This is a genomic window from Nonomuraea sp. CA-143628, from assembly GCF_050942315.1.
Taxonomy (GTDB): domain Bacteria; phylum Actinomycetota; class Actinomycetes; order Streptosporangiales; family Streptosporangiaceae; genus Nonomuraea.
In genome coordinates, this window is record NZ_CP192073.1 from 71,539 (window position 1) to 88,628 (window position 17,090).

Below are 17,090 nucleotides of genomic sequence, written 5' to 3' on the forward strand. Positions count from 1 at the left end.
TTCGCTCCTGATCCTGCCGTTCAGGCGCCTGTAGAGGCCTCCATGGAGGTGCCCGATGCCTGAGGTCATCTGGGGCGTCGAGGTCAACGAGACGCGAGTCCTCACCTACGGCGGCAGCGATGCCGAGCGGTGGCTGCTGTGGCGGAGCCGCATGGAGCGAACTGGGCGCATCACCACCCTCGCCATCGGAGCTTTCGGCGACACCGTGCACGTGGCCTGCGAGGACCGCCAGGCCGCTCTGGACCTCATCGACTGCTGGCACTCGGGCGGGATGGTCCACAAGTCCACGGCCAAGGTGAGGCAGCTCGTCCCCGCAGACGTGCCCGAGCCGGGCGACTGGGACGCGCTTGTGAAGCTGATCGACTCGGTGAGGGCGGCGGCAGGGGAAGCCTCCCCCAGTGACGGTCGCCACGTACGGCATCCCCTGGGGCCTACTCCTGTGGAGGTGCCTGATGGCGCCTGACCTGACCTTCGACCCCGCCCAGGCACGGATGGACGACATCGCCGTGGATCGTCTCGTGGAGCGGATCGGGCGGGAGGCGGCCCGCCACGTCGACGCGCACAAGAGCGACCTCCGCGCGGAGGCTCTGGCCGCCGCTGCAGCCGACCTACGTGCCCGAGCCGGGCTGATCCGCTCCTCCCACGGAGAGGAGCCCGACCCGCTCGCATTGGCGATCTGGGAGTCCTGCCGCCGAGACCCTGTCGCGCCCTTGGTGCTCGACGACCCGCGGACCATCACCCAGGTCGCCTACGAGGCGGTAGCGGACCTGCTCGACCCGTCTGCGGCGGAGGTCACCGGACAGCACCGGACGGAACCGGAACAGGCCGGAGCGAGACGGAACAACCCTGAACACCCTGGAACGGAGGCGAACCATGCCTAGCGCACGCCACAACATCAAGCCCCGAGGCAGCAACGGATGGCGCTGGCACGCCGCCTGCCGCGGCGAGGACCCGGTCCTGTTCTTCGGCCGCGAGGGAGAGAAGAGCTCCGCCGCCCCTGCCCGCGAAGCCAAGGCCACCGCCTTCTGCAAGGCGTACTGCCAGGTCATCGACGAATGCCTCGACTGGGCGCTCACAGCCGGCGAGATCGGCGTGTGGGGCGGCACCACGAAGGAGCAGCGCAAATCCCTCAAGCGTCGCCAGCAGCGCTCTGGGTCGCGCGCTGCCCCTCCGCCGGAGCCTCGGCCCGAACCGGCTGCCGCCGAGAAGCTGTGCCCATCCTGCCGGGACGTCAAGCCGGTTGCCGAGTTCGGCCGTGACACCACTCGCCGCGACGGGCTCCACTCCACCTGCAAGGAATGCACCAACACCGCGCAAGCTCGTCGCCGGGCTGGGGCGGTGGCGTGATGGCCGAGCACGGGACGCTCACCATGTACGTGGACCGCAAATGCCGCTGCCTGCGCTGCACGGCGGCGGCGACCTCCTACGAGACCAACCGGCGCCGGCAGGTCGCCTACGGCCGCTGGCAGCCCTACGTGGACGCCGAACAAGCCCGGCGCCACGTACGAGAGTTGATGGCGTTCGGCATCGGCTGGCAGCAGGTGGCGAAACTGTCCGGCCTGTCCAAGAGCGTCGTCGGCATGCTGCTGTTCGGCTCCCCGATCAAGAGCATGCCGCCGTCGAGGAAGATCCGCCCGGAGACGGAACGGAAGCTGCTGGCCGTCACCAAGACGGTCGACAACATCAGCAAGTGGGTGGACGCCGCAGGGTCGCGCCGCCGACTTCAGGCGCTGGCCGCGGCCGGCTGGTCGATGAAGAGCCTCGCCGCGCGGGTCGGGCTGCATCAGAGCACGTTCGGCGAGATCGCGTCCGGCCGGCGCCAGCAGGCCACCGTGGCCACCGCCCGGCTCGTCGCCGGCCTGTACGACGAGTTGTGGAATCGCCCCTCGCCAGCCTCGACGAGAGACGAGCGGCGAGCCTTCCAGCGCGTGAAGGGTCACGCCGCCAAGCACGGCTGGGTACCCGCCGCGGCCTGGGATGACGACCTGATCGACCTGCCCGACGACGAGCTTGAAGTCGAACTGGCCCGCCGCGTCGACCTCATGGACTACCGCGAGATTCAGCGCTGCGCCGACGCCTGCTACCGGCTGGGAGATCGATCGCCTCTGATCGTCGCTGCGGCTCGCGAGTACGAGCGGCGCAAGAAGCGCAAGGAGAAGGCGGCATGACCCCGGCCATGAACGCTGATGATCGTTTGGGGGAGAGGTGAAGACCTCAGGAGTCGGACTGCTCGATCGCGGCAACTCCAACGGCGACGGGGACCACGGCGGCAATGCGCCGGCCGTGGGACGTGATGAACGTGACCGTGCCGTGCGCTGCCGCGTCGTTGATGACGTCGGCCAGCTTGGCGCGGACTTCCCGCGTGCTGAGGTCCTGCGCTGCCTGTGCCATGACTCTAGTGTACCTAGGCGTTCGCACGTGTACATTGGTGTACACAAATGGGGGGCGGGAACGCCCTCTTTCGGCCCGCCCAATCAGGAGCCCTCCTTGGCCGTCAGCAAGCGCCTCCGCCACGAGATCTTCCGCAGAGACAACCACACCTGCCAGAGCTGCGGGGCCAAGGCGCCCGACGTGAAACTCGAACCCGACCACGTCATCCCGACAGCGCTCGGCGGATCCGACGATCCATCGAACCTGCAAACGCTCTGCGAGAACTGCAACGGCGGCAAGTCCGCCACCCCGCCGGACGCGGCCACGGTCGCGAAGGTCGCCGACGACGCGGCTCGCTGGGCGCGGGCGATGCAAGTCGCCGCGGGAGAGATGCTCAGTGCCCGCGAGGCCCGCGACGAAGCGCGCGCCTCGTTCGACGCCAAATGGACATCATGGAGCGAGGGACGTCCGCCGCTTCCGCGCCCTTCGGGGTGGGGGTCGACGGTAGACAACCTTCTGGCTGCTGGCCTTCCGCTGCCCGTCCTCCTGGACTGCGTGGACATCGCCATGAACGCCCGGCAGGTCATAGCCGCCGACGTCTTCAAGTACATGTGCGGGGTGGCCTGGAAGCAGGTGCGAAGCCTGCAGCAGGCCGCTTCCCAGACGGTGAGCGCCTCTGTCGCGACGCCCAAAGTCCCTAACCGAGATCACTACGTGAGCGCCCTGTACTCGTTCACGCAGACGGAGATCGAGGTCTATCTCGGTATGGCCAGGAGCATCCGCGAATGGCTGGGGTTGGCCGTCGATGAGGACACGCTGGCGGGCGCCATTGGTGTGGCCGAGACGGAGGAAGGTGGCCGCCGAATCGACCTGATCAAGCTCTACCTCGAAGAGTATACGGACGACGGCATGCGGTTCTGGAGGCAGGCCTACGAGGAATGGCGTGCACAAGACGCGACGACGCAGCCCGAAGACCCCGAAGTGTGGGAGTACGCGGCCAACCTCGCCGTTAATGATGAAGTCCGCGGGCAGCAGGCGTGGGGATACTTCTTCGACCTCTCCGAGGACGCGAGAAGCCAATGGCTGGAGTACGCCCGCAAGGCTCTTGCTGACACCCTCGGTGCACGTTCGCTGCGGATTGAGGCCTCCAGGATCGCCTTTGACGCCTCCGAGGGCCGGAGCCTTCCGCCAGGCATGTGCCGGCGCCGCACCTCGACTGCTATTGGCGTCTGCTTGGAGCGCTCCGCTTTCTCGGTGACGTTTACGGGCTGCCCAACCTGTGGCGACTCGTGCAGCGGCCATGAGCTGTGCCAGGCCCACCTGGAGGCCCTCATGGACGACGAGCGGCCCGAGCGGCGGCTTTTCATCAGCGACTACACGCCACTTCAGGGCGACACGTGAGCGCGCCCCCGGCTGGCGCCGGACACCGAAGACGTATCCCGCTCCGCTGACCCACCCCTACTGATCCACCTGGAGCACGACCTTGCCGCGGATGCGCACGATCAAACCCGAGACGTTCATCTCCGAGACGCTCATGAACGTCTCGGTGCATGCCCGCTGGACTTTCGCTGGCCTGTGGACCTACGCAGATGACGAAGGCCGAGGCCGCGCGGATGCTCGGTTGATCAAAGCCGCCCTGTGGGCGTTGGATGACGAGGTCACCACCCGTGAAGTGGCGGCCTTCCTGGACGAACTGGAGTGCGAGCGGCTCGTCTGCCGCTACGAGCACGACGGTAAGCGGTACCTGCACATCGTGAACTTCGCGGAGCACCAAAGGCCGAACAGGCCGGTTGCGAGCAAGCTCCCTGCGTGCCCCAAGGTGACTCACGGAGGGCTCAGTGAGGACTCAGTGAGCGCGCACGCAGACGTCATTCAGGCGTCTCGCAGCATCGGCAGAGCCCTGGACTGCGCCGACCTTGGCACTTTGTGGGGAATCACCGAGCGAATCGCCGACGAAGTCCTCATAGCCGCAGGTCAAGCGGTTATCACTGAGGCTTCACTGAGGACTCACGGAGGCATGTCCCAAAACTCGTTCACGAACACTCCTACTACTACTCCTCTACGTACGGAGGTAATAGGAGATGTAGATGTAGTTGGAGCGTCGGAAATGGAAGCTGAGAAGTCTGCGACTTCTCAGGAAACGTCCGAAACCGACGACGACCCCGAGGGCGAAGCTGAGCCGCTCCGCGAAGACGTCGAGCGCCTTTGCCGACATCTCGCCGCTCGCATCGTTGAGAACGGCTCCAAACCGCCCACGATCGGCAAGCGCTGGCGAAACGCTGCCCGCCTAATGATCGACAAAGACGGCCGGACCGAGGAACAGATCCACCTCGCCATCGACTGGTGCCAGAGCGACGAGTTCTGGCGCTCCAACGTCCTCAGCATGCCGACCCTGCGTGATCAGTACGACCGGCTGCGCCTGCAAGCCAAGAACCAGGCCGGACGCAGGCAGCCTCCCGCCAGTGCCCGCTCCACCACGGACGAGCGTGTTGCCGCGGCCCAGTCACTCAAGGAGCGCTTCCGCACTGGAACCCCACCGACCATCCAAGGAGAGATCGCAAAGTGACCGTCGAAGAGGTGATCGACCTACTGACGACTGCCGCGGCCTACGACCGCCGCACGGTAGGCGAAACCGACGTCATCGCATGGCACCGCGCCATAGCGGACCTGGACATCCTCGATGCTCAGGACGCGGTGGTGGGGCACTACAGCGAGACCACCGAGTGGCTGATGCCCGCCCATGTCCGCAAGCGGGTCAAGGCGATCCGCGAGGCGCGGCTGGCGCGGGAGATCCTGCCGGCGCCCGACGCTGAGCTGGCCGACGAGCCCGGCCCGTACCTGGAGGCGATCCAGGACGCGGTGAAGAAGCTGGCCCGCGGCTTCGCTTTGCCGAAGCAGATCACGGCGAAGGTCGAGCCGTCGGAGGAGTACACCGAGGCCCGCGGCGAGGATCACAGCCCGATCCGGATCGAGGCGTTCCGGGTGGCGTGCCCGTGGCCGCCGTGCCGCGCCCTTCCTGGGGCTGTGTGTGTGGACGCGGACGGTCGCCGCCTGTCGGTTCCGGCGCATGAGGCGCGGCTTCGTGCGGCGGGCCTGCTCGAAGGCGACGGGCAGCCTCGCTCGAGTGGTGGCGCGTCGTGACCGACTTGGACCGGGCCACGCGAGAGGCCATCGCCGCTCTCGTCTACCGGCTCCGCCAGCGTGACGAGGCGACCGGAGAGGACCGGCCCGACGTGGGGCCGTTCGCGCAGGAGTATGTCCTGGCGCTGCGGTTGCGCGGCTGGCGTCCGACGCCGGCGCAGGCTCCGATCTCGTGGGGTTCGCCGGTTGCCCGCGGCGCCGACCCGCAGAGCCACGCGGACGAGCTGGAAGCGGCACGGGAGGCGTGCGCGGAGGCTGCCGCCAGGCTCAAGGCCGACGAGAACGCGAGGACGCCGTGATCGACCCGACCGTGGACGGCCTGCGCCGGCTCGAAGCCGAGCGGCTGCGCTCTACCCGAGATGAGAAGCCGGCGGATCCGTGGCGAGAGCTGATCGGGGCGCTTGACCGGCTGCTGACTGACCCTGGACCGCCGGACCGGGAGGAGACGCCGTGATCACCGGATTCCACGTCGGCCGAGATATCGAGGACGTGTGCCCGTGCCCTCAGGAGGCGTGCGGGTGCGTCGGCACCGGCCTCGCCGTCGACGGCTGCCCCATGCACGACCTGCTCCACGCGGACGGGGAGAGGCAGGCACACGCCCTCGCCGAATGCCCAGGAGTACACACCGAAACCAGCATCGACAAGGAGATCGCGAACCATGGCTGACATCAAGACCGCTACGACGGTCATCGACCTGGACAAGCCGTACCTGGGCTGGCTGAACCACTACGACGCGGGCTGGCAGGCCGCCATTGTCCGGAGGATCGACGGCCGGCGCTGGGCCTACCGGCTGGGGGAGCCGCTCTCGTTCGACCGGGCCACGGACATGTGTCGGGTCCTGTCCGAGGTGACCGGCGTTCCGGTCGCTGGGGAACTCAGCAAGCGGGATGAGTTCCTGCCCGTGTCCATGGGCGGTGCACGATGAGCGACAGCAGCAGCATCGAATGGTGCGACACCACGTGGAACCCAACTACCGGCTGTGACCGCATCTCGGCTGGCTGCGACAACTGCTACGCCCTCGTGATGGCCCGCCGACTGAAGGCGATGGGTCAGGCGAAGTACCAGACCGACGGGGACCCGCGAACGTCCGGTCCCGGCTTCGGGCTGGCCGTGCACGAGGACACGCTGAACGACCCGTTCACGTGGCGGAAGCCTCGCAAGGTGTTCGTCAACTCGATGAGCGACCTGTTCCACGCCAGGGTGCCGCTCGACTTCGTCCGCCGAGTTTTCGAGGTGATCGAGGCGACGCCGCAGCACACCTACCAGGTGCTCACGAAGAGGGCATCCCGCCTGCCGAAGGTCGCCGACAAGCTGCCGTGGCCGTCGAACCTGTGGATGGGCGTCTCGACCGAGGACCAGGAGCAGGCCGACCTGCGCATCCCGCCGCTGCTGGCCACGCCAGCGAAGGTCAAGTTCGCCTCCGCCGAACCGCTGATCGGGGAGGTCATCCTGCACGACGACTGGATCGGCCTCGACCCGTACAGGCGCGGCGAGCCGTCCCTGAACTGGGTGATCGTGGGCGGAGAGTCCGGACCGAAGGCGCGTCCGATGTCCCCCGACTGGGCGCGCCACTTGCGGGATCAGTGCGTTTCGGCCGGCGTCCCGTACTTCTTCAAACAATGGGGATCTTGGGCCCCGTCTGGCTGGCACGGCATCGGACGCCCGCTGCCCGGCTCGTTCTTCGTCGGCGACGAGGTTGATGCGGCTGGCCACCGCGTCGAGATGGTGCGTACCAGCAAGCACGAAGCAGGCCGCGAACTCGACGGCCGCACCTGGGATCAGTTCCCCGACACCAAGACCCTGGAGGTGGCCTCCCGTGGATGACACCAAGACTGCGGCGACGGTCAGCGAGGCGGCGATCCGTGCTGACGAGCGCGCCCGCTGCGTCGCCGAGTTGCGCGCCTACGCCAGTCCCCGCCTGAACGACGCCGTCGCCGACGTCTCTGCGGGCAGGACGGGCGGTATCGCCGCGGTAATCCAGGCCGCGGCGATGGGCCTGGCCGCGAGTCTGCTGGAGTCAGGCGGAGCGTCTGCTGGCGAGGAGGCCGAGCATGGCTGACACCTCCGAGAAGACGATCGCCGACGAGCTCCGAGAGGCGGCGGCGCGAGCCCGCGAGCACCTGCTGTCGCACGTGACTGCTGAGGTGCTGCCGCAAACGGCCATCGTGACCCTCTGCGGAAACCACGAGGAGTCGGAGGCGATCTGCCGGAACTGCGTCCACTTCGACGCCCGGGACCGCGTCCTCGCCAGGCTTATCGCGACACTGCTCAACGCTCGGGAGGCTCTCGCCTCCTGGCTGGAGGCCACGGCCGAGAGGATCGACAACGAGGCGAGGTGGCATGAAGCCATGCTCACGTGCGGCGACGGAACCCATCGCCGCAGCGGCTTCGTCCACAGCGGCAGTGTCGAATGTGGCCGTTGGCTCGCTGCCGGACATGACCGCATCGCGTGCGGGTGGTCGGCGTGCCACTGCTTCGATCACGCCCTGGCTGTGGCTCGGGTCTTGAACAGGACCGCCTCGTGAGCCGCCCGGTCTGGCGGAAGTCCAGTCGCTGCAAAGGCGCGAGCAACTGCGTCGAGGTTATGCCGCTCGACGACGGCGACGTCGCGATGCGGGATGGCAAGGACCCGGAGGGCCCTTGTCACGTCTTCACAGCGGACGAGTGGGCGGTTTTCCTCGCTGGCGTAAGGGATGGCGAGTTCGATCTGGCGGTGCTCGCTTCGGACGCGAAGGGCTCTGCGCGAGCCTCAGGCGCATCTGTGACGGCCGTAGAGCCGTCTCAGGTCTCTCGCTAGGGCCCACCCCCTGGATTGCGGGTTCTACGGGGCTCTCAACGCCTCGTAGATAGATCACCAGTACGGAAAGACGATCAAGAAAGCATCCAGCAAAGCAAGAATCGAGAGAGGAATCGAACGGTGAGAGAGATCCAAGAGCCGCCAGTCCGCATTTACCTGGTCTGGTCGAACGAGCACGGCGCCTGGTGGAGGCCGAACAGGGCGGGATACACGGGTGATGTCTGGGAGGCGGGCCGCTACGCGGAGGCGGAGGCTGCCGAGGTGTGCCGGAAGGCGGCGCACGGTTGGCGCGATGGCTCGCTCCCGCCCGAGGTGATGGTCCTCGCGCCGGAGAACGACCAGGACAAGTTCTCGGTGGACGACCTGCGCCACATGGCCGAGCGGATGGCGTTGCGGGCGGCGGAGGCTACCGGCGAGGCGCTCGCAAAGCGTCGGGCATCCGAGCAGGACGGCGAGGTGTCCCGCTGATGGCCTCCGAGATCGTCAACCTGACGCCCCACCCGATCCGCATCTACCACCCGGAGACGCCGGACCGGATCGACGACCTGACAACCGGCCTACTGCAGGAGATCGCACCGTCCGGCACCGTCGCCCGGCTCGCCACGATCGACCTGGGCACGTGGGAGATCTTCTGCGGAGTGCCGATCGAAGGCGTCGAGTACGGGCACGCACACGACCTTCCGCAGCCGGCCGAGGGCATCCGCTACGTCGTGTCGCTGGCGTTGGCTCTCGGGCAGCAGGGCCGTGAGGACCTGCTCGTGCCGTACGGCGAGGTCCGCAACAGCGACGGCACGGTGGTGGGCTGCCGGGTGCTGGCCCAGGTCGCAGGGTGAGGTTCCGGTGACCAAGGGCAGCGCCGACTACGTCCGCCGCTACTCGCCGGTGGGAGGCGTCTTGCGCGGGGGCGTCGAGATGTACCTGATCAGGAAGCGGGTGATGACCTCCGTGAGGGTTGTGCCTTCCGCCTTGGCTTTCTCAAGGGCTGGCTTCCAGATCGAGTCCGGGACTCGGAGGTTGCGGACGGGCGTCTTCCCGGTGGCTGGTCTCCCCATGAGCTGATCATCGCGGATGTACTTACAGAAATCCATCATCAACTCCAGATTGCCTCTTGCGGTGTACTTACAGAAACTCTAATCTGTACTTACAGAAACAACAAGCAGCCAGGGAGAACGAGATGACCGCCACGATCGAGACCAGCGAGACGATGACCGCCCGCGAGATCGCCAAGGCCATCCGCGTTGCCCCCCGCACCCGCAAGTTCGTGATGAAGGACCGCGAGGGCTGGGACATTCTGGGCCAGTACGACGTGCCCCGCTACGCCCGGGTGCTGTGCTCGCTGATGCGATCCGACCTCAGCGACGTCACCTCCCGGATCCGCCTGGTGGCCATGGCCCTGCACAAGAGCATCAGCACCGGCCGGATGAACGCGGTCTGCTCCAACCTCATCCAGGAGCGGTACACCCCGTACCAGCTCTGCGCCCTGGTCGCTCAGATCGCCCGCGACTGTGACGAGACCACGATCGGCGGAATCTGCGACACCTGGCTGAGCGCCAACATCGTCAGGCTGTGCGGCAGTCGGGTCGAGGAGCTCAACTTCCGCTTCTGACCATCCCGGGCCCGAGGGGAGGGCCCTCGGGTCGCTCTCTCCCTGACGACCACACCCGACCGTCAACCTCCGGAGAAGTGATGAGCGACTTCCTGACCGAAAACCAGCGTGACCACATCCACGCCGCTTACGAAGCGTCGCAGTTGGAAGCCCCCGCGCCGGGCGTCTACACGCGAGAGGCGCTCAAGCACGTGCCCGACCTGCTGCGCGACATTGAGCGGCTTCACGCCCTGCTTGCCGAGGCGCGCTGATCCCCAGCAACTGACCAAGGAGTCGAGATGGCCTTCAACCACGAGAACTACCGAGACGTTGACCCGGAGCCCGAGCGGCGCGAACCGTCCGCGCACGCCCAGATCGTCCCGCCGCTCGCAGGCACCGACGATGCCGCCGCGCTCCGCTTCGAGGTAGAGACCACACCCGGCCACAGCATCGGCAGCGTGATCCGCCCGTTTGCCGCCCGCTGCCTCATCCGTGAGCTCCAGACGGCACTGAACGAGATCCCGGACTCGTCCGCCGTCGAGGGCACGTGCGGGTCCTGTGGTACGCCGCTCACGACCTGCCTGGCCACACGGGAGGCGTTCAATGATCGCTGCTGCGGTCCATGCCAGATGGGTGCCACACACTTCCCGCCCGCGCCCAACGCCTGACCTTCCCCCTCCGGCCCCAGTTCTCCTGGGGCCACCCCTAAACCTCTCGACGACCAAGGAGACCGCCATGGGCCTCATGGGCAACCACGGATACGACGAGTCCACCGACCTGGGCGAAATCCAGGGAGCACAGGACGATGCCGAGCACTTCGCCCGAACCGTTGACGAAGCCCTGTGGCGTGACGAGTGCTTGGAGCGCGATTACCTCGCCGAAGTCGAGCGCCGGGACGCCGCCGAGGTGGCTGAGCTGCTCGACCTGGACGTCTGACCTCCCTGGCCCGGTTCTCTCTATGCCGGGCCACCCCTCCCCGTCCCCGGTCTCTCGAACCAGGGACAGCCGACAACCGCTGGAGACCGACATGAAGAAGTCGCTCACGAAACAGGCGCTGGCGGCACTCGCAGGGCGGCTGGCTGCCCGGCTGGCCAACCACGCCTATTGCGATTTCCACCCGGAAGCCAAGAGCGATCCGGAGTGCCCTTCCTGTGACGACCGCGCCGCGTACAAGGCGTGGCTTGCCGCAGGTGGGAACGACTTCCGGTTGTTCGCGGCGGACCGCCATCTCGCCGACAACTGACCCTCCCGGCTTCCTCCTTCCCGGACCTTGCCGGGACAGCGCTCAGACCGCAGAGGAAGCGCCAAGACCAAGACCCCCAACCGATCAAGGAGACAACGTGATCGAGGTCCTGCACGAAAACGAGTGGCTGTCTCTGCGCGTCCTTCGCGAGCCCGCCAAGGGCGTGAACGGCTACGTCTACAGCCACGAGTCCCGCTGCGAGGGGCGGATCGTCGCGGTCCTGCCCAACCGAGACGCCGACTATGGCCGCGAGTACCTGATCAAGTCCGAGGTGACGCCCTGCTGGAGCCTCAAACCGATCCGGTCGGCGCTCACCGGAGGGTACGAGGGCGGCGAGATCGCCGACGATGCGGTACGCGAATTGTGGGAGGAAGGCGGCTACGCGATCCGGCGCAGCGACCTGATCTACCTCGGGCGGGCGTACGCCTCGAAGTCGGCCGACACCCTGTATGACCTGTACAGCGTCGATCTGACCGGACGAGCGGGGGAGGAGCCTCCCGGCGATGGCTCTCGCCTCGAATCGGAAGCCGAGGCCGTCTGGGTGGAGGCGGCCGAGATTGCCCGCATCCTCGACCCGCACGTGTCGGTCATGTACGTCCGCCTTACGGCACTGCTCGCCGCCTCCCCGGACTCCCCGAAGGAGGACTGACCCGTGGCTGAGGTCAACATCCCTACCGGCCCCATCGAGCAAGAACCGATGCGGGCGATCCGAGTGGAACGGCCCGAGACGCTGACCGGCGCAGGCAAGGAGGCGTTGTACGCAGCGCTGGCCGGCGTGGAGTTGGGCGCCTACGACCGCCGCATCGTCGACTGGCTGGCGATGTACGGAGACATGTCCACGGTGGCTGTCGTCTGCTCCTGGCTGTACCGGGTTCGGGAGGTGGAACGGTGACCTCTCCCGAGCCCCGAGAGCGCTGCATCTTCTGCGAGATCGTCGCTGACCGCGCGCCCGCCCACATCGTTCGCACGTGGCCTGGCGTGATCGCCTTCAAGCCCCTCAACCCCGTCACCGACGGGCACCTGCTGGTGGTCCCCGCAGTCCACGTACGGGACGTGGCGGACAACCCGGCGGTGTCCGCGTTGACGATGGCTGCCGCCGCTGAACTGGCTGGTGAGGCCGATGCGTGCAACGTCATCACGTCCAGAGGGGTGGAGGCGACTCAATCGGTCTTCCACCTGCACATCCACATGGTTCCGCGTCGGGCGGGCGACGGGCTCGCCCTACCGTGGACGCCTATCTTGAAGGGGGAGCCCCGCCGTGGCTGAGCCCCGAGAGCCGAAGCGCATCCAGCGCAAGAGGACGCGCGGTTGGCGCATGCCCGAGGGGGCGACCTATGTGGGCCGCCCGACTCGCTGGGGCAACCCGATCCGCATCACGCCCGAGCGCAGCGAACGCGGCGGCCGCATGTACCGAGTCCATGGCAGTCCGATGGACATCAGCGGCGGCCCGGCCTACAACGACCTCGACACGGCCCGCTACTTCGCGGCGAAGTTCTTCGAGTGGGACCTGCTCAACGGCCGCTACGGCGACGCCTACCCGTCCCTGGAGGAGATTCGGCGAGAGCTTGCGGGCAAGGATCTCGCCTGCTGGTGCCCGGCGCCCGCGAAAGGCGAACCCGACTACTGCCACGCCGCCGTACTGATCGAACTCGCGAGGAGACTCCCCAATGGCTGAGATCACCACTCCGTACGTGACTCCCATCATCGAAGCGCTCAAGGCCGAGATGGACATCGACAGTTCGCTGCTGGCGCGGCTGTATGCCCTACTGGTGCTGTCCAAGGGCAGCGAAACGACCATGGAGGACGTGCATGACGCCTGGTCGCTCTGGTTCGAGGCCGGGGACGGGCGGCGAGACCACCGCTCCCTGGTGCCGTTCGGCCAGTTGCCGCTGCAGGTGCAGGAGTACGACCGGAAATACATGAACGTCATCCATCGGGTGGCCCGCGAGTACGCGGGCGATGGCGATGCCTGACCCCATCCCGGCAGAAGCCGCCCGCCCGTTCCGGGTCTTGGTGACCGGCAGCCGCAGGTGGGACGACGAAGGCGTCATCCACCTCGCGCTCAGCGAGCTGCTGTTCCAGCACAAGACGATCGTCCTCGTGCACGGCGACTGCTCGCGCGGCGCCGACCGAATCGCCGACCAGTGGGCCGCCTTCCGCAACGCAGGGGAGTGGACGCCCGTTCTCGTCGAACGCCATCCAGCCGACTGGAACGGCCCCGCCGGTCGCGGCGCCGGGTACGCCCGCAACGCCGAGATGATCGCGCTCGGCGCCGACCTGGTGCTCGCCTTCATCGTCGACGCCTCTCGTGGCGCGTCCCACGCGGCTGATCTCGCTGAGAAAGCCGGTATCCCTGTCCGCCGCTACGAGAGGAGCAGCCGTGCCTGAGGAACCTCGCCAGATCAAGAACCTTCTCGGCGACCTCGCCGAGAGTCGCGGTCCGTCGTACGAGGAGGACATCCGAGCCGACGAACGCCGCAAGGTGGCCGAGGAGATTCGCGCCATCGTCGATGACAGCGGCCCGTACCCGATGGACGCCTGGCGAGCGTTCAAGTCCCGACACAAGCGGCTCGTTGCGGGAGACAGCGTCGTGGCCGTGCTCCTCGCGGTCGCCGACGAGATTGAGGGAGAAGCCCGTGACTCCAGCTGAGGTGATCGAGGCGGCGCTCCGCGAGCATTTCAAGCTCTGCCTGAAGCCCTCAGCGATCGAGCAGGCGCAACGTGGACACCGCCTGTACCTGTCCGGGGCGCAAGCCGAAGACGCCGCCCGGATCGTGGTGGACGCTCTGGCCGGCGCAGGGCTGGTCGTCGTCTCCGCTGAGGACATCATCGACGCCCTGTCCGCTGTCACAGCCGTCAGCACAGGGCAGACGTTCGCCGCCCACCTGCACGCCAAGGACCGGCTACTCGCCGCCGCCCGCGCTGCCCTTCCCGAGGAGGCTGACCACCGTGACTGACGACCGAGAGCAGACCGCTGCGGTCCTTCAAGGACGTATGTCGTGGCCGGACGCCGAACGCTGCGCCGAAGCCCTGCACGCGGCAGGCGGACGCGCCCTGAACCGCGCGCAGGCGGTTGAAGTGCTGAAACAGCAACTCCCGCCGTCCCGCGCGGAGGGCGCCGCCTTCGACCTCGTCATGGCTGGGCTCGTCCACTATGTCGCGCCCACAAGTAATGACTCCATGCTTGCCGCACGACCCGAGAGGACCACTGATGAGTTACGTGGATGACGTCCGAGACTCGCTCGCAGCCCGCCTCCCCGGCCTGGAGCCCTCTCTGCTCGACCTGTACACCCTGCTCGCCCTGACGAAGGGCGTAAACGCCAGCATGGAGGACGTCCACGACGCCTGGGCAGTCTGGAGGTCACGCAGCAGACCGGACCATAGGAGCATCGTCCCGTTCGACCAGCTCGATGTGGACGTGCAGGAACTGGACCGGAAGTACTCCGACGCCATCGTGGAGGTGAGCAGTGTCTACTGGCTGGCTCGCGCCGGAGTTGGCATCGACGTAGAGATCACCGAGGAGCTGGGCCGTGGCTGACGACCTCCGCCAGCGCGTCATCGACGTGGTTCTCCAGCACATCCCCAAAGACCAGTACCCAGGCGAAGCCGCACGCCGAGAAGCCGTTCGCCTCGCTGACATCGTGATCGCCATCCGAGACTCCGACCCGGGCTACTGGCGGGAACGCGCTGAGAAGGCCGAGGCGATAACCAACGCGCTGACGTGGCTGATTGCCGCAGGCGTGCAGATAACGATCGGAGCCTGCGACCACCAGGGTGGCGCTGAACTCCGCGTCGCTGTCGATCTAGACGACGATCCGGCATGGTACGGCGATCTGTCGGACTGCCTCGCCGACGCGAAGAACTACTGCTCAGCGCGAGGGGTAGAGCCGTGAGTGATGACCTCCGCCATCGCTACCGCGAAGCGCTCGCCGCCACCAACACGCTCGACCTGGTGATGGCCGTACGAGATGAGGAACTGGCCGCGCTGCGCCGAGAACTGGAATCCGCGCTCGATCGGATGGAAGCTGACCGGCTCAAGCACCGTGCCGAGCGCGACATCTGGAAGGAGTGCGATGAGAGGCAGTGGCAGCGGATCCGTGCCGCCGAATCAGAGATCATCAACCTCACCGACTACGGCCTGTCGTGGCGGGAACGCGCCGAGAAGGCCGAGGCAGGCAACGCCCGCGTCCGTGAGCTGGGAGAGCAGTGGAGGGCCCTCGCCCCTGACGACGACTGGGGCGACAGCATGGCGGACACGGTGATGGCCGACGCCGGACGCGCCGTCCTCGCCGCTCTCGACGACACTACGGAGGCCGATCGTGGCTGAGCCGCCCCTGTCCGTGCCCCAGCGTCTTCCGCTGGTCATGCAAGACATCGAGATCATGCGCTGCACCACGTGCGGCGCGATCATCCCCGGCACGTGGAACCTCTCGCGGAAAGCCGCGCAGAACGGGACCGACCATGTGCTCGACGAGCACCGCGCGGACCTGGTGGCCCGGCGGCTCCAGCCCCCGCTGTTCGTGAACTGCGCCATCCAGGACCCGTTCTGGTGGGAGGAGCGGGCGCTCGACGTTCAGAAGGCCGACCGTGGCTGACTCGCTCATCGTCCTCGCCCTCGACGCCGCTGACACCCAACTCGCGGCACAGTTCGAGGGCGTAGACGAGTGGTACGTGGGCCATCTGGACGACCACATCTATCCGACCTGCCCAGGCTTGAAGCGGTCCGGCCACCCGGTCAGGCGCGGTTCGGGCAGGCTGTACCCGGAGGCCGGTGACTGCTGCGGCTGGTGTGTGAGGGTGTGGAGAGCACGCAAGGCGAAGGAGGAGCAGTGACCGCAGTAGCGGCAGCCTTTTACCGACGCGCCGAAATCGAGCGGGCGCGGCTCGGCATGACCAAGATGGCGCTGTGCGAGAAGGCGACCATCGGTCGAGTCACCTACGACCGGCTGGCGACCCAGGTCAACGTCCCGCTCGCCAAGACCATCACGCGCCTCGCCGACGTGCTCGGCATCGACAAGGACGAGGCGCTCAACCTGGCCGGGCTCATCGACGCGCCGACGCCGGCGCAGATAGCCGAACGGCGGGTAAGGGCCGCCATGGTGGAAGCGCTCCGCCACCGGCTCCCCGACGTGGACCCTGCCATCCTCGCCAGGGTAGCGCTCAACATGGGCGACATCCTTCACGGGCTGGCGAACGAGCTGTTCCAGCAGGCACCCGAGGAAGAGCCGTGAACCTCCTCAACCTCGACGTGTCGCACCTCACCCTGATCCGCTGCGGCGCCTGTAGACAGCCCTTATGGAAGCGGGAGTCTCGCGACCTCGGGTTCGGCCTGGACTGCGCCGAGAAGCTCGGGATCATCCCGCCTTCCCCACCGCGCTTCTCTCGGCGTGACGGAGGAGACTGCCAGGGACAGACCGACCTACTGGAGGAGACGTGACCTGGGTGCACAGAGCCAATCATTCGCAGGAACACCGCTGCGAACAGCCCACGCGCGAGTTCGTCTACCAAGCGCCAGCATCGATGAGCGTCCACCCGCAGCAAGGCGATGCGAAGCCCGCGACCGAATGGCGGACGACTGGCCCTGACGGACGGCTCGGCGACCTGTGGCGCTGCCCGTGCGGCGCGTTGTGGCGCATCGGCGACGCCTGCGATGTGTGCGACCGTCTCGGTGGGTGGCGGCGACCCCATCTGGGCGGGCACGCGCTCGGCGTGGTGTGGCGTCCCGCGACGTTTCGGCAGCGCATCCGGAACTGGAAGAGAGGGCGCTCATGAGGTGCTGTGCGCGCTCCGCGTTGTCGCAGGTCGCTAGAATGCCACCTGCGACAATACCGATAGATTGATCTTGAACGCGAAGAGCGGCCCTCCACCGCCATGGAGAACCGCCCTCGACCCACTCGCCTCGACAGCACCCTGAGCCGCCTCCCGTACAGCGTACGACCTCGGGGAGGCACTAC

General features: G+C 67.3%; 40 protein-coding genes. 39 read left to right on the forward strand and 1 reads right to left on the reverse strand.

All coding sequences use genetic code 11. The features are described 5' to 3' along the window. Window positions 1-55: 55 nt before the first annotated feature. The 4 genes from ACQP2T_RS63825 to ACQP2T_RS63840 are packed head-to-tail and all read left to right on the forward strand — an operon-like array spanning window position 56 to window position 2,168. On the forward strand, window positions 56-463 hold the full coding sequence (locus tag ACQP2T_RS63825; RefSeq protein WP_433520083.1) for a hypothetical protein: 408 nt from the start codon (window positions 56-58) through the stop codon (window positions 461-463). Further along, a complete protein-coding gene (locus ACQP2T_RS63830; RefSeq protein WP_433520084.1) occupies window positions 453-881 on the forward strand; it encodes a hypothetical protein in 429 nt (142 codons plus the stop codon). The genes ACQP2T_RS63825 and ACQP2T_RS63830 overlap by 11 nt, the downstream gene beginning before the upstream one ends. Continuing rightward, entirely contained in the window at window positions 874-1,347 is a 474-nt protein-coding gene (locus ACQP2T_RS63835) for a WhiB family transcriptional regulator (protein ID WP_433520085.1), read from the forward strand. Before ACQP2T_RS63830 ends, ACQP2T_RS63835 begins: the two co-directional genes overlap by 8 nt. Then, window positions 1,347-2,168, forward strand: coding sequence for a hypothetical protein (locus tag ACQP2T_RS63840; RefSeq protein ID WP_433520086.1), 822 nt, complete (start codon window positions 1,347-1,349; stop codon window positions 2,166-2,168). The genes ACQP2T_RS63835 and ACQP2T_RS63840 overlap by 1 nt, the downstream gene beginning before the upstream one ends. 46 nt (window positions 2,169-2,214) lie before the next feature. Here the strand turns inward: ACQP2T_RS63840 and ACQP2T_RS63845 are convergent, their stop codons facing one another. Then, on the reverse strand, window positions 2,215-2,391 hold the full coding sequence (locus tag ACQP2T_RS63845; protein WP_433520087.1) for a type II toxin-antitoxin system prevent-host-death family antitoxin: 177 nt from the start codon (window positions 2,389-2,391) through the stop codon (window positions 2,215-2,217). 96 nt (window positions 2,392-2,487) lie between these two features. Here ACQP2T_RS63845 and ACQP2T_RS63850 point away from each other — a divergent pair, with 96 nt between their 5' ends. The 35 genes from ACQP2T_RS63850 to ACQP2T_RS64020 all read left to right on the forward strand — a co-directional run bounded on the left by ACQP2T_RS63850 (window position 2,488) and on the right by ACQP2T_RS64020 (window position 16,573). Continuing rightward, a complete protein-coding gene (locus ACQP2T_RS63850) occupies window positions 2,488-3,771 on the forward strand; it encodes an HNH endonuclease (RefSeq protein WP_433520088.1) in 1,284 nt (427 codons plus the stop codon). Window positions 3,772-3,862: 91 nt separating this feature from the next. Further along, on the forward strand, window positions 3,863-4,936 hold the full coding sequence (locus ACQP2T_RS63855; RefSeq protein ID WP_433520089.1) for a hypothetical protein: 1,074 nt from the start codon (window positions 3,863-3,865) through the stop codon (window positions 4,934-4,936). Continuing rightward, window positions 4,933-5,511, forward strand: coding sequence for a zinc finger domain-containing protein (locus tag ACQP2T_RS63860; RefSeq protein WP_433520090.1), 579 nt, complete (start codon window positions 4,933-4,935; stop codon window positions 5,509-5,511). Before ACQP2T_RS63855 ends, ACQP2T_RS63860 begins: the two co-directional genes overlap by 4 nt. Next, window positions 5,508-5,810 carry a hypothetical protein gene (locus tag ACQP2T_RS63865; RefSeq protein WP_433520091.1) on the forward strand — a complete coding sequence of 101 codons (303 nt, stop codon included), beginning with the start codon at window positions 5,508-5,510 and terminating at the stop codon, window positions 5,808-5,810. The genes ACQP2T_RS63860 and ACQP2T_RS63865 overlap by 4 nt, the downstream gene beginning before the upstream one ends. Next, window positions 5,807-5,965, forward strand: coding sequence for a hypothetical protein (locus ACQP2T_RS63870; protein ID WP_433520092.1), 159 nt, complete (start codon window positions 5,807-5,809; stop codon window positions 5,963-5,965). Before ACQP2T_RS63865 ends, ACQP2T_RS63870 begins: the two co-directional genes overlap by 4 nt. Then, window positions 5,962-6,177 carry a hypothetical protein gene (locus tag ACQP2T_RS63875; RefSeq protein WP_433520093.1) on the forward strand — a complete coding sequence of 72 codons (216 nt, stop codon included), beginning with the start codon at window positions 5,962-5,964 and terminating at the stop codon, window positions 6,175-6,177. The genes ACQP2T_RS63870 and ACQP2T_RS63875 overlap by 4 nt, the downstream gene beginning before the upstream one ends. Further along, window positions 6,170-6,436 carry a hypothetical protein gene (locus ACQP2T_RS63880; RefSeq protein WP_433520094.1) on the forward strand — a complete coding sequence of 89 codons (267 nt, stop codon included), beginning with the start codon at window positions 6,170-6,172 and terminating at the stop codon, window positions 6,434-6,436. Before ACQP2T_RS63875 ends, ACQP2T_RS63880 begins: the two co-directional genes overlap by 8 nt. Beyond that, entirely contained in the window at window positions 6,433-7,335 is a 903-nt protein-coding gene (locus tag ACQP2T_RS63885; RefSeq protein ID WP_433520095.1) for a DUF5131 family protein, read from the forward strand. Before ACQP2T_RS63880 ends, ACQP2T_RS63885 begins: the two co-directional genes overlap by 4 nt. Further along, window positions 7,328-7,570, forward strand: coding sequence for a hypothetical protein (locus ACQP2T_RS63890; protein WP_433520096.1), 243 nt, complete (start codon window positions 7,328-7,330; stop codon window positions 7,568-7,570). The genes ACQP2T_RS63885 and ACQP2T_RS63890 overlap by 8 nt, the downstream gene beginning before the upstream one ends. After that, on the forward strand, window positions 7,563-8,036 hold the full coding sequence (locus ACQP2T_RS63895; protein ID WP_433520097.1) for a hypothetical protein: 474 nt from the start codon (window positions 7,563-7,565) through the stop codon (window positions 8,034-8,036). The genes ACQP2T_RS63890 and ACQP2T_RS63895 overlap by 8 nt, the downstream gene beginning before the upstream one ends. Continuing rightward, a complete protein-coding gene (locus ACQP2T_RS63900) occupies window positions 8,033-8,308 on the forward strand; it encodes a DUF397 domain-containing protein (RefSeq protein WP_433520098.1) in 276 nt (91 codons plus the stop codon). The genes ACQP2T_RS63895 and ACQP2T_RS63900 overlap by 4 nt, the downstream gene beginning before the upstream one ends. 120 nt (window positions 8,309-8,428) lie before the next feature. Beyond that, window positions 8,429-8,776: a hypothetical protein gene (locus ACQP2T_RS63905; RefSeq protein ID WP_433520099.1), complete on the forward strand. Its 348-nt coding sequence runs from the start codon at window positions 8,429-8,431 to the stop codon at window positions 8,774-8,776. Then, complete coding sequence (locus ACQP2T_RS63910) at window positions 8,776-9,141, forward strand: hypothetical protein (RefSeq protein ID WP_433520100.1); 366 nt, start codon at window positions 8,776-8,778, stop codon at window positions 9,139-9,141. Before ACQP2T_RS63905 ends, ACQP2T_RS63910 begins: the two co-directional genes overlap by 1 nt. A 7-nt stretch (window positions 9,142-9,148) precedes the next feature. Beyond that, window positions 9,149-9,367 (forward strand): hypothetical protein, encoded by a 219-nt coding sequence (locus ACQP2T_RS63915; RefSeq protein WP_433520101.1) that lies wholly within the window; start codon window positions 9,149-9,151, stop codon window positions 9,365-9,367. Between the two features lie 115 nt (window positions 9,368-9,482). Continuing rightward, entirely contained in the window at window positions 9,483-9,914 is a 432-nt protein-coding gene (locus tag ACQP2T_RS63920; RefSeq protein ID WP_433520102.1) for a hypothetical protein, read from the forward strand. 80 nt (window positions 9,915-9,994) lie between these two features. Beyond that, window positions 9,995-10,165, forward strand: coding sequence for a hypothetical protein (locus tag ACQP2T_RS63925; RefSeq protein ID WP_433520103.1), 171 nt, complete (start codon window positions 9,995-9,997; stop codon window positions 10,163-10,165). A gap of 27 nt (window positions 10,166-10,192) precedes the next feature. Further along, the gene (locus ACQP2T_RS63930) at window positions 10,193-10,561 is read left to right on the forward strand and encodes a hypothetical protein (protein WP_433520104.1); all 369 of its coding nucleotides are present in this window, start codon (window positions 10,193-10,195) and stop codon (window positions 10,559-10,561) included. A gap of 67 nt (window positions 10,562-10,628) precedes the next feature. After that, the gene (locus ACQP2T_RS63935) at window positions 10,629-10,829 is read left to right on the forward strand and encodes a hypothetical protein (protein WP_433520105.1); all 201 of its coding nucleotides are present in this window, start codon (window positions 10,629-10,631) and stop codon (window positions 10,827-10,829) included. A 91-nt stretch (window positions 10,830-10,920) separates the two neighbouring features. Then, complete coding sequence (locus ACQP2T_RS63940) at window positions 10,921-11,136, forward strand: hypothetical protein (protein ID WP_433520106.1); 216 nt, start codon at window positions 10,921-10,923, stop codon at window positions 11,134-11,136. Between the two features lie 97 nt (window positions 11,137-11,233). Beyond that, a complete protein-coding gene (locus ACQP2T_RS63945; protein WP_433520107.1) occupies window positions 11,234-11,785 on the forward strand; it encodes an NUDIX domain-containing protein in 552 nt (183 codons plus the stop codon). Between the two features lie 3 nt (window positions 11,786-11,788). Next, the gene (locus ACQP2T_RS63950) at window positions 11,789-12,028 is read left to right on the forward strand and encodes a hypothetical protein (RefSeq protein ID WP_433520108.1); all 240 of its coding nucleotides are present in this window, start codon (window positions 11,789-11,791) and stop codon (window positions 12,026-12,028) included. Then, entirely contained in the window at window positions 12,025-12,402 is a 378-nt protein-coding gene (locus tag ACQP2T_RS63955) for an HIT family protein (protein ID WP_433520109.1), read from the forward strand. Before ACQP2T_RS63950 ends, ACQP2T_RS63955 begins: the two co-directional genes overlap by 4 nt. A 49-nt stretch (window positions 12,403-12,451) precedes the next feature. Continuing rightward, complete coding sequence (locus ACQP2T_RS63960; protein WP_433520176.1) at window positions 12,452-12,811, forward strand: DUF4326 domain-containing protein; 360 nt, start codon at window positions 12,452-12,454, stop codon at window positions 12,809-12,811. Beyond that, complete coding sequence (locus ACQP2T_RS63965) at window positions 12,804-13,109, forward strand: DUF7701 domain-containing protein (RefSeq protein ID WP_433520110.1); 306 nt, start codon at window positions 12,804-12,806, stop codon at window positions 13,107-13,109. The genes ACQP2T_RS63960 and ACQP2T_RS63965 overlap by 8 nt, the downstream gene beginning before the upstream one ends. Then, entirely contained in the window at window positions 13,102-13,524 is a 423-nt protein-coding gene (locus ACQP2T_RS63970) for a DUF2493 domain-containing protein (RefSeq protein ID WP_433520111.1), read from the forward strand. Before ACQP2T_RS63965 ends, ACQP2T_RS63970 begins: the two co-directional genes overlap by 8 nt. Next, a complete protein-coding gene (locus ACQP2T_RS63975) occupies window positions 13,517-13,786 on the forward strand; it encodes a hypothetical protein (RefSeq protein ID WP_433520112.1) in 270 nt (89 codons plus the stop codon). Before ACQP2T_RS63970 ends, ACQP2T_RS63975 begins: the two co-directional genes overlap by 8 nt. Then, window positions 13,773-14,093, forward strand: a complete 321-nt coding sequence (locus ACQP2T_RS63980) for a hypothetical protein (protein ID WP_433520113.1) — start codon at window positions 13,773-13,775, stop codon at window positions 14,091-14,093. The genes ACQP2T_RS63975 and ACQP2T_RS63980 overlap by 14 nt, the downstream gene beginning before the upstream one ends. Continuing rightward, complete coding sequence (locus ACQP2T_RS63985; RefSeq protein WP_433520114.1) at window positions 14,086-14,364, forward strand: hypothetical protein; 279 nt, start codon at window positions 14,086-14,088, stop codon at window positions 14,362-14,364. Before ACQP2T_RS63980 ends, ACQP2T_RS63985 begins: the two co-directional genes overlap by 8 nt. After that, entirely contained in the window at window positions 14,348-14,674 is a 327-nt protein-coding gene (locus ACQP2T_RS63990; protein WP_433520115.1) for a DUF7701 domain-containing protein, read from the forward strand. The genes ACQP2T_RS63985 and ACQP2T_RS63990 overlap by 17 nt, the downstream gene beginning before the upstream one ends. Beyond that, on the forward strand, window positions 14,667-15,029 hold the full coding sequence (locus ACQP2T_RS63995; RefSeq protein ID WP_433520116.1) for a hypothetical protein: 363 nt from the start codon (window positions 14,667-14,669) through the stop codon (window positions 15,027-15,029). Before ACQP2T_RS63990 ends, ACQP2T_RS63995 begins: the two co-directional genes overlap by 8 nt. Then, window positions 15,026-15,463, forward strand: coding sequence for a hypothetical protein (locus ACQP2T_RS64000; RefSeq protein WP_433520117.1), 438 nt, complete (start codon window positions 15,026-15,028; stop codon window positions 15,461-15,463). Before ACQP2T_RS63995 ends, ACQP2T_RS64000 begins: the two co-directional genes overlap by 4 nt. Beyond that, complete coding sequence (locus ACQP2T_RS64005) at window positions 15,456-15,731, forward strand: hypothetical protein (RefSeq protein WP_433520118.1); 276 nt, start codon at window positions 15,456-15,458, stop codon at window positions 15,729-15,731. The genes ACQP2T_RS64000 and ACQP2T_RS64005 overlap by 8 nt, the downstream gene beginning before the upstream one ends. Further along, entirely contained in the window at window positions 15,724-15,969 is a 246-nt protein-coding gene (locus tag ACQP2T_RS64010) for a hypothetical protein (RefSeq protein ID WP_433520119.1), read from the forward strand. The genes ACQP2T_RS64005 and ACQP2T_RS64010 overlap by 8 nt, the downstream gene beginning before the upstream one ends. After that, window positions 15,966-16,367 carry a hypothetical protein gene (locus tag ACQP2T_RS64015; RefSeq protein ID WP_433520120.1) on the forward strand — a complete coding sequence of 134 codons (402 nt, stop codon included), beginning with the start codon at window positions 15,966-15,968 and terminating at the stop codon, window positions 16,365-16,367. The genes ACQP2T_RS64010 and ACQP2T_RS64015 overlap by 4 nt, the downstream gene beginning before the upstream one ends. Continuing rightward, on the forward strand, window positions 16,364-16,573 hold the full coding sequence (locus ACQP2T_RS64020; RefSeq protein WP_433520121.1) for a DUF6011 domain-containing protein: 210 nt from the start codon (window positions 16,364-16,366) through the stop codon (window positions 16,571-16,573). The genes ACQP2T_RS64015 and ACQP2T_RS64020 overlap by 4 nt, the downstream gene beginning before the upstream one ends. Window positions 16,574-17,090: the final 517 nt, after the last annotated feature.

What these genes read in the sequence shown, in the direction of transcription:
- ACQP2T_RS63825 (WP_433520083.1), top strand. Translation starts at nt 56, where the DNA reads ATGCCTGAGGTCATCTGGGGCGTCGAGGTCAACGAGACGCGAGTCCTC.
- ACQP2T_RS63830 (WP_433520084.1), top strand. Translation starts at nt 453, where the DNA reads ATGGCGCCTGACCTGACCTTCGACCCCGCCCAGGCACGGATGGACGAC.
- ACQP2T_RS63835 (WP_433520085.1), top strand. Translation starts at nt 874, where the DNA reads ATGCCTAGCGCACGCCACAACATCAAGCCCCGAGGCAGCAACGGATGG.
- ACQP2T_RS63840 (WP_433520086.1), top strand. Translation starts at nt 1,347, where the DNA reads ATGGCCGAGCACGGGACGCTCACCATGTACGTGGACCGCAAATGCCGC.
- ACQP2T_RS63845 (WP_433520087.1), bottom strand. Translation starts at nt 2,391, where the DNA reads ATGGCACAGGCAGCGCAGGACCTCAGCACGCGGGAAGTCCGCGCCAAG.
- ACQP2T_RS63855 (WP_433520089.1), top strand. Translation starts at nt 3,863, where the DNA reads ATGCGCACGATCAAACCCGAGACGTTCATCTCCGAGACGCTCATGAAC.
- ACQP2T_RS63880 (WP_433520094.1), top strand. Translation starts at nt 6,170, where the DNA reads ATGGCTGACATCAAGACCGCTACGACGGTCATCGACCTGGACAAGCCG.
- ACQP2T_RS63885 (WP_433520095.1), top strand. Translation starts at nt 6,433, where the DNA reads ATGAGCGACAGCAGCAGCATCGAATGGTGCGACACCACGTGGAACCCA.
- ACQP2T_RS63895 (WP_433520097.1), top strand. Translation starts at nt 7,563, where the DNA reads ATGGCTGACACCTCCGAGAAGACGATCGCCGACGAGCTCCGAGAGGCG.
- ACQP2T_RS63910 (WP_433520100.1), top strand. Translation starts at nt 8,776, where the DNA reads ATGGCCTCCGAGATCGTCAACCTGACGCCCCACCCGATCCGCATCTAC.
- ACQP2T_RS63920 (WP_433520102.1), top strand. Translation starts at nt 9,483, where the DNA reads ATGACCGCCACGATCGAGACCAGCGAGACGATGACCGCCCGCGAGATC.
- ACQP2T_RS63925 (WP_433520103.1), top strand. Translation starts at nt 9,995, where the DNA reads ATGAGCGACTTCCTGACCGAAAACCAGCGTGACCACATCCACGCCGCT.
- ACQP2T_RS63930 (WP_433520104.1), top strand. Translation starts at nt 10,193, where the DNA reads ATGGCCTTCAACCACGAGAACTACCGAGACGTTGACCCGGAGCCCGAG.
- ACQP2T_RS63935 (WP_433520105.1), top strand. Translation starts at nt 10,629, where the DNA reads ATGGGCCTCATGGGCAACCACGGATACGACGAGTCCACCGACCTGGGC.
- ACQP2T_RS63940 (WP_433520106.1), top strand. Translation starts at nt 10,921, where the DNA reads ATGAAGAAGTCGCTCACGAAACAGGCGCTGGCGGCACTCGCAGGGCGG.
- ACQP2T_RS63960 (WP_433520176.1), top strand. Translation starts at nt 12,452, where the DNA reads ATGCCCGAGGGGGCGACCTATGTGGGCCGCCCGACTCGCTGGGGCAAC.
- ACQP2T_RS63965 (WP_433520110.1), top strand. Translation starts at nt 12,804, where the DNA reads ATGGCTGAGATCACCACTCCGTACGTGACTCCCATCATCGAAGCGCTC.
- ACQP2T_RS63970 (WP_433520111.1), top strand. Translation starts at nt 13,102, where the DNA reads ATGCCTGACCCCATCCCGGCAGAAGCCGCCCGCCCGTTCCGGGTCTTG.
- ACQP2T_RS63990 (WP_433520115.1), top strand. Translation starts at nt 14,348, where the DNA reads ATGAGTTACGTGGATGACGTCCGAGACTCGCTCGCAGCCCGCCTCCCC.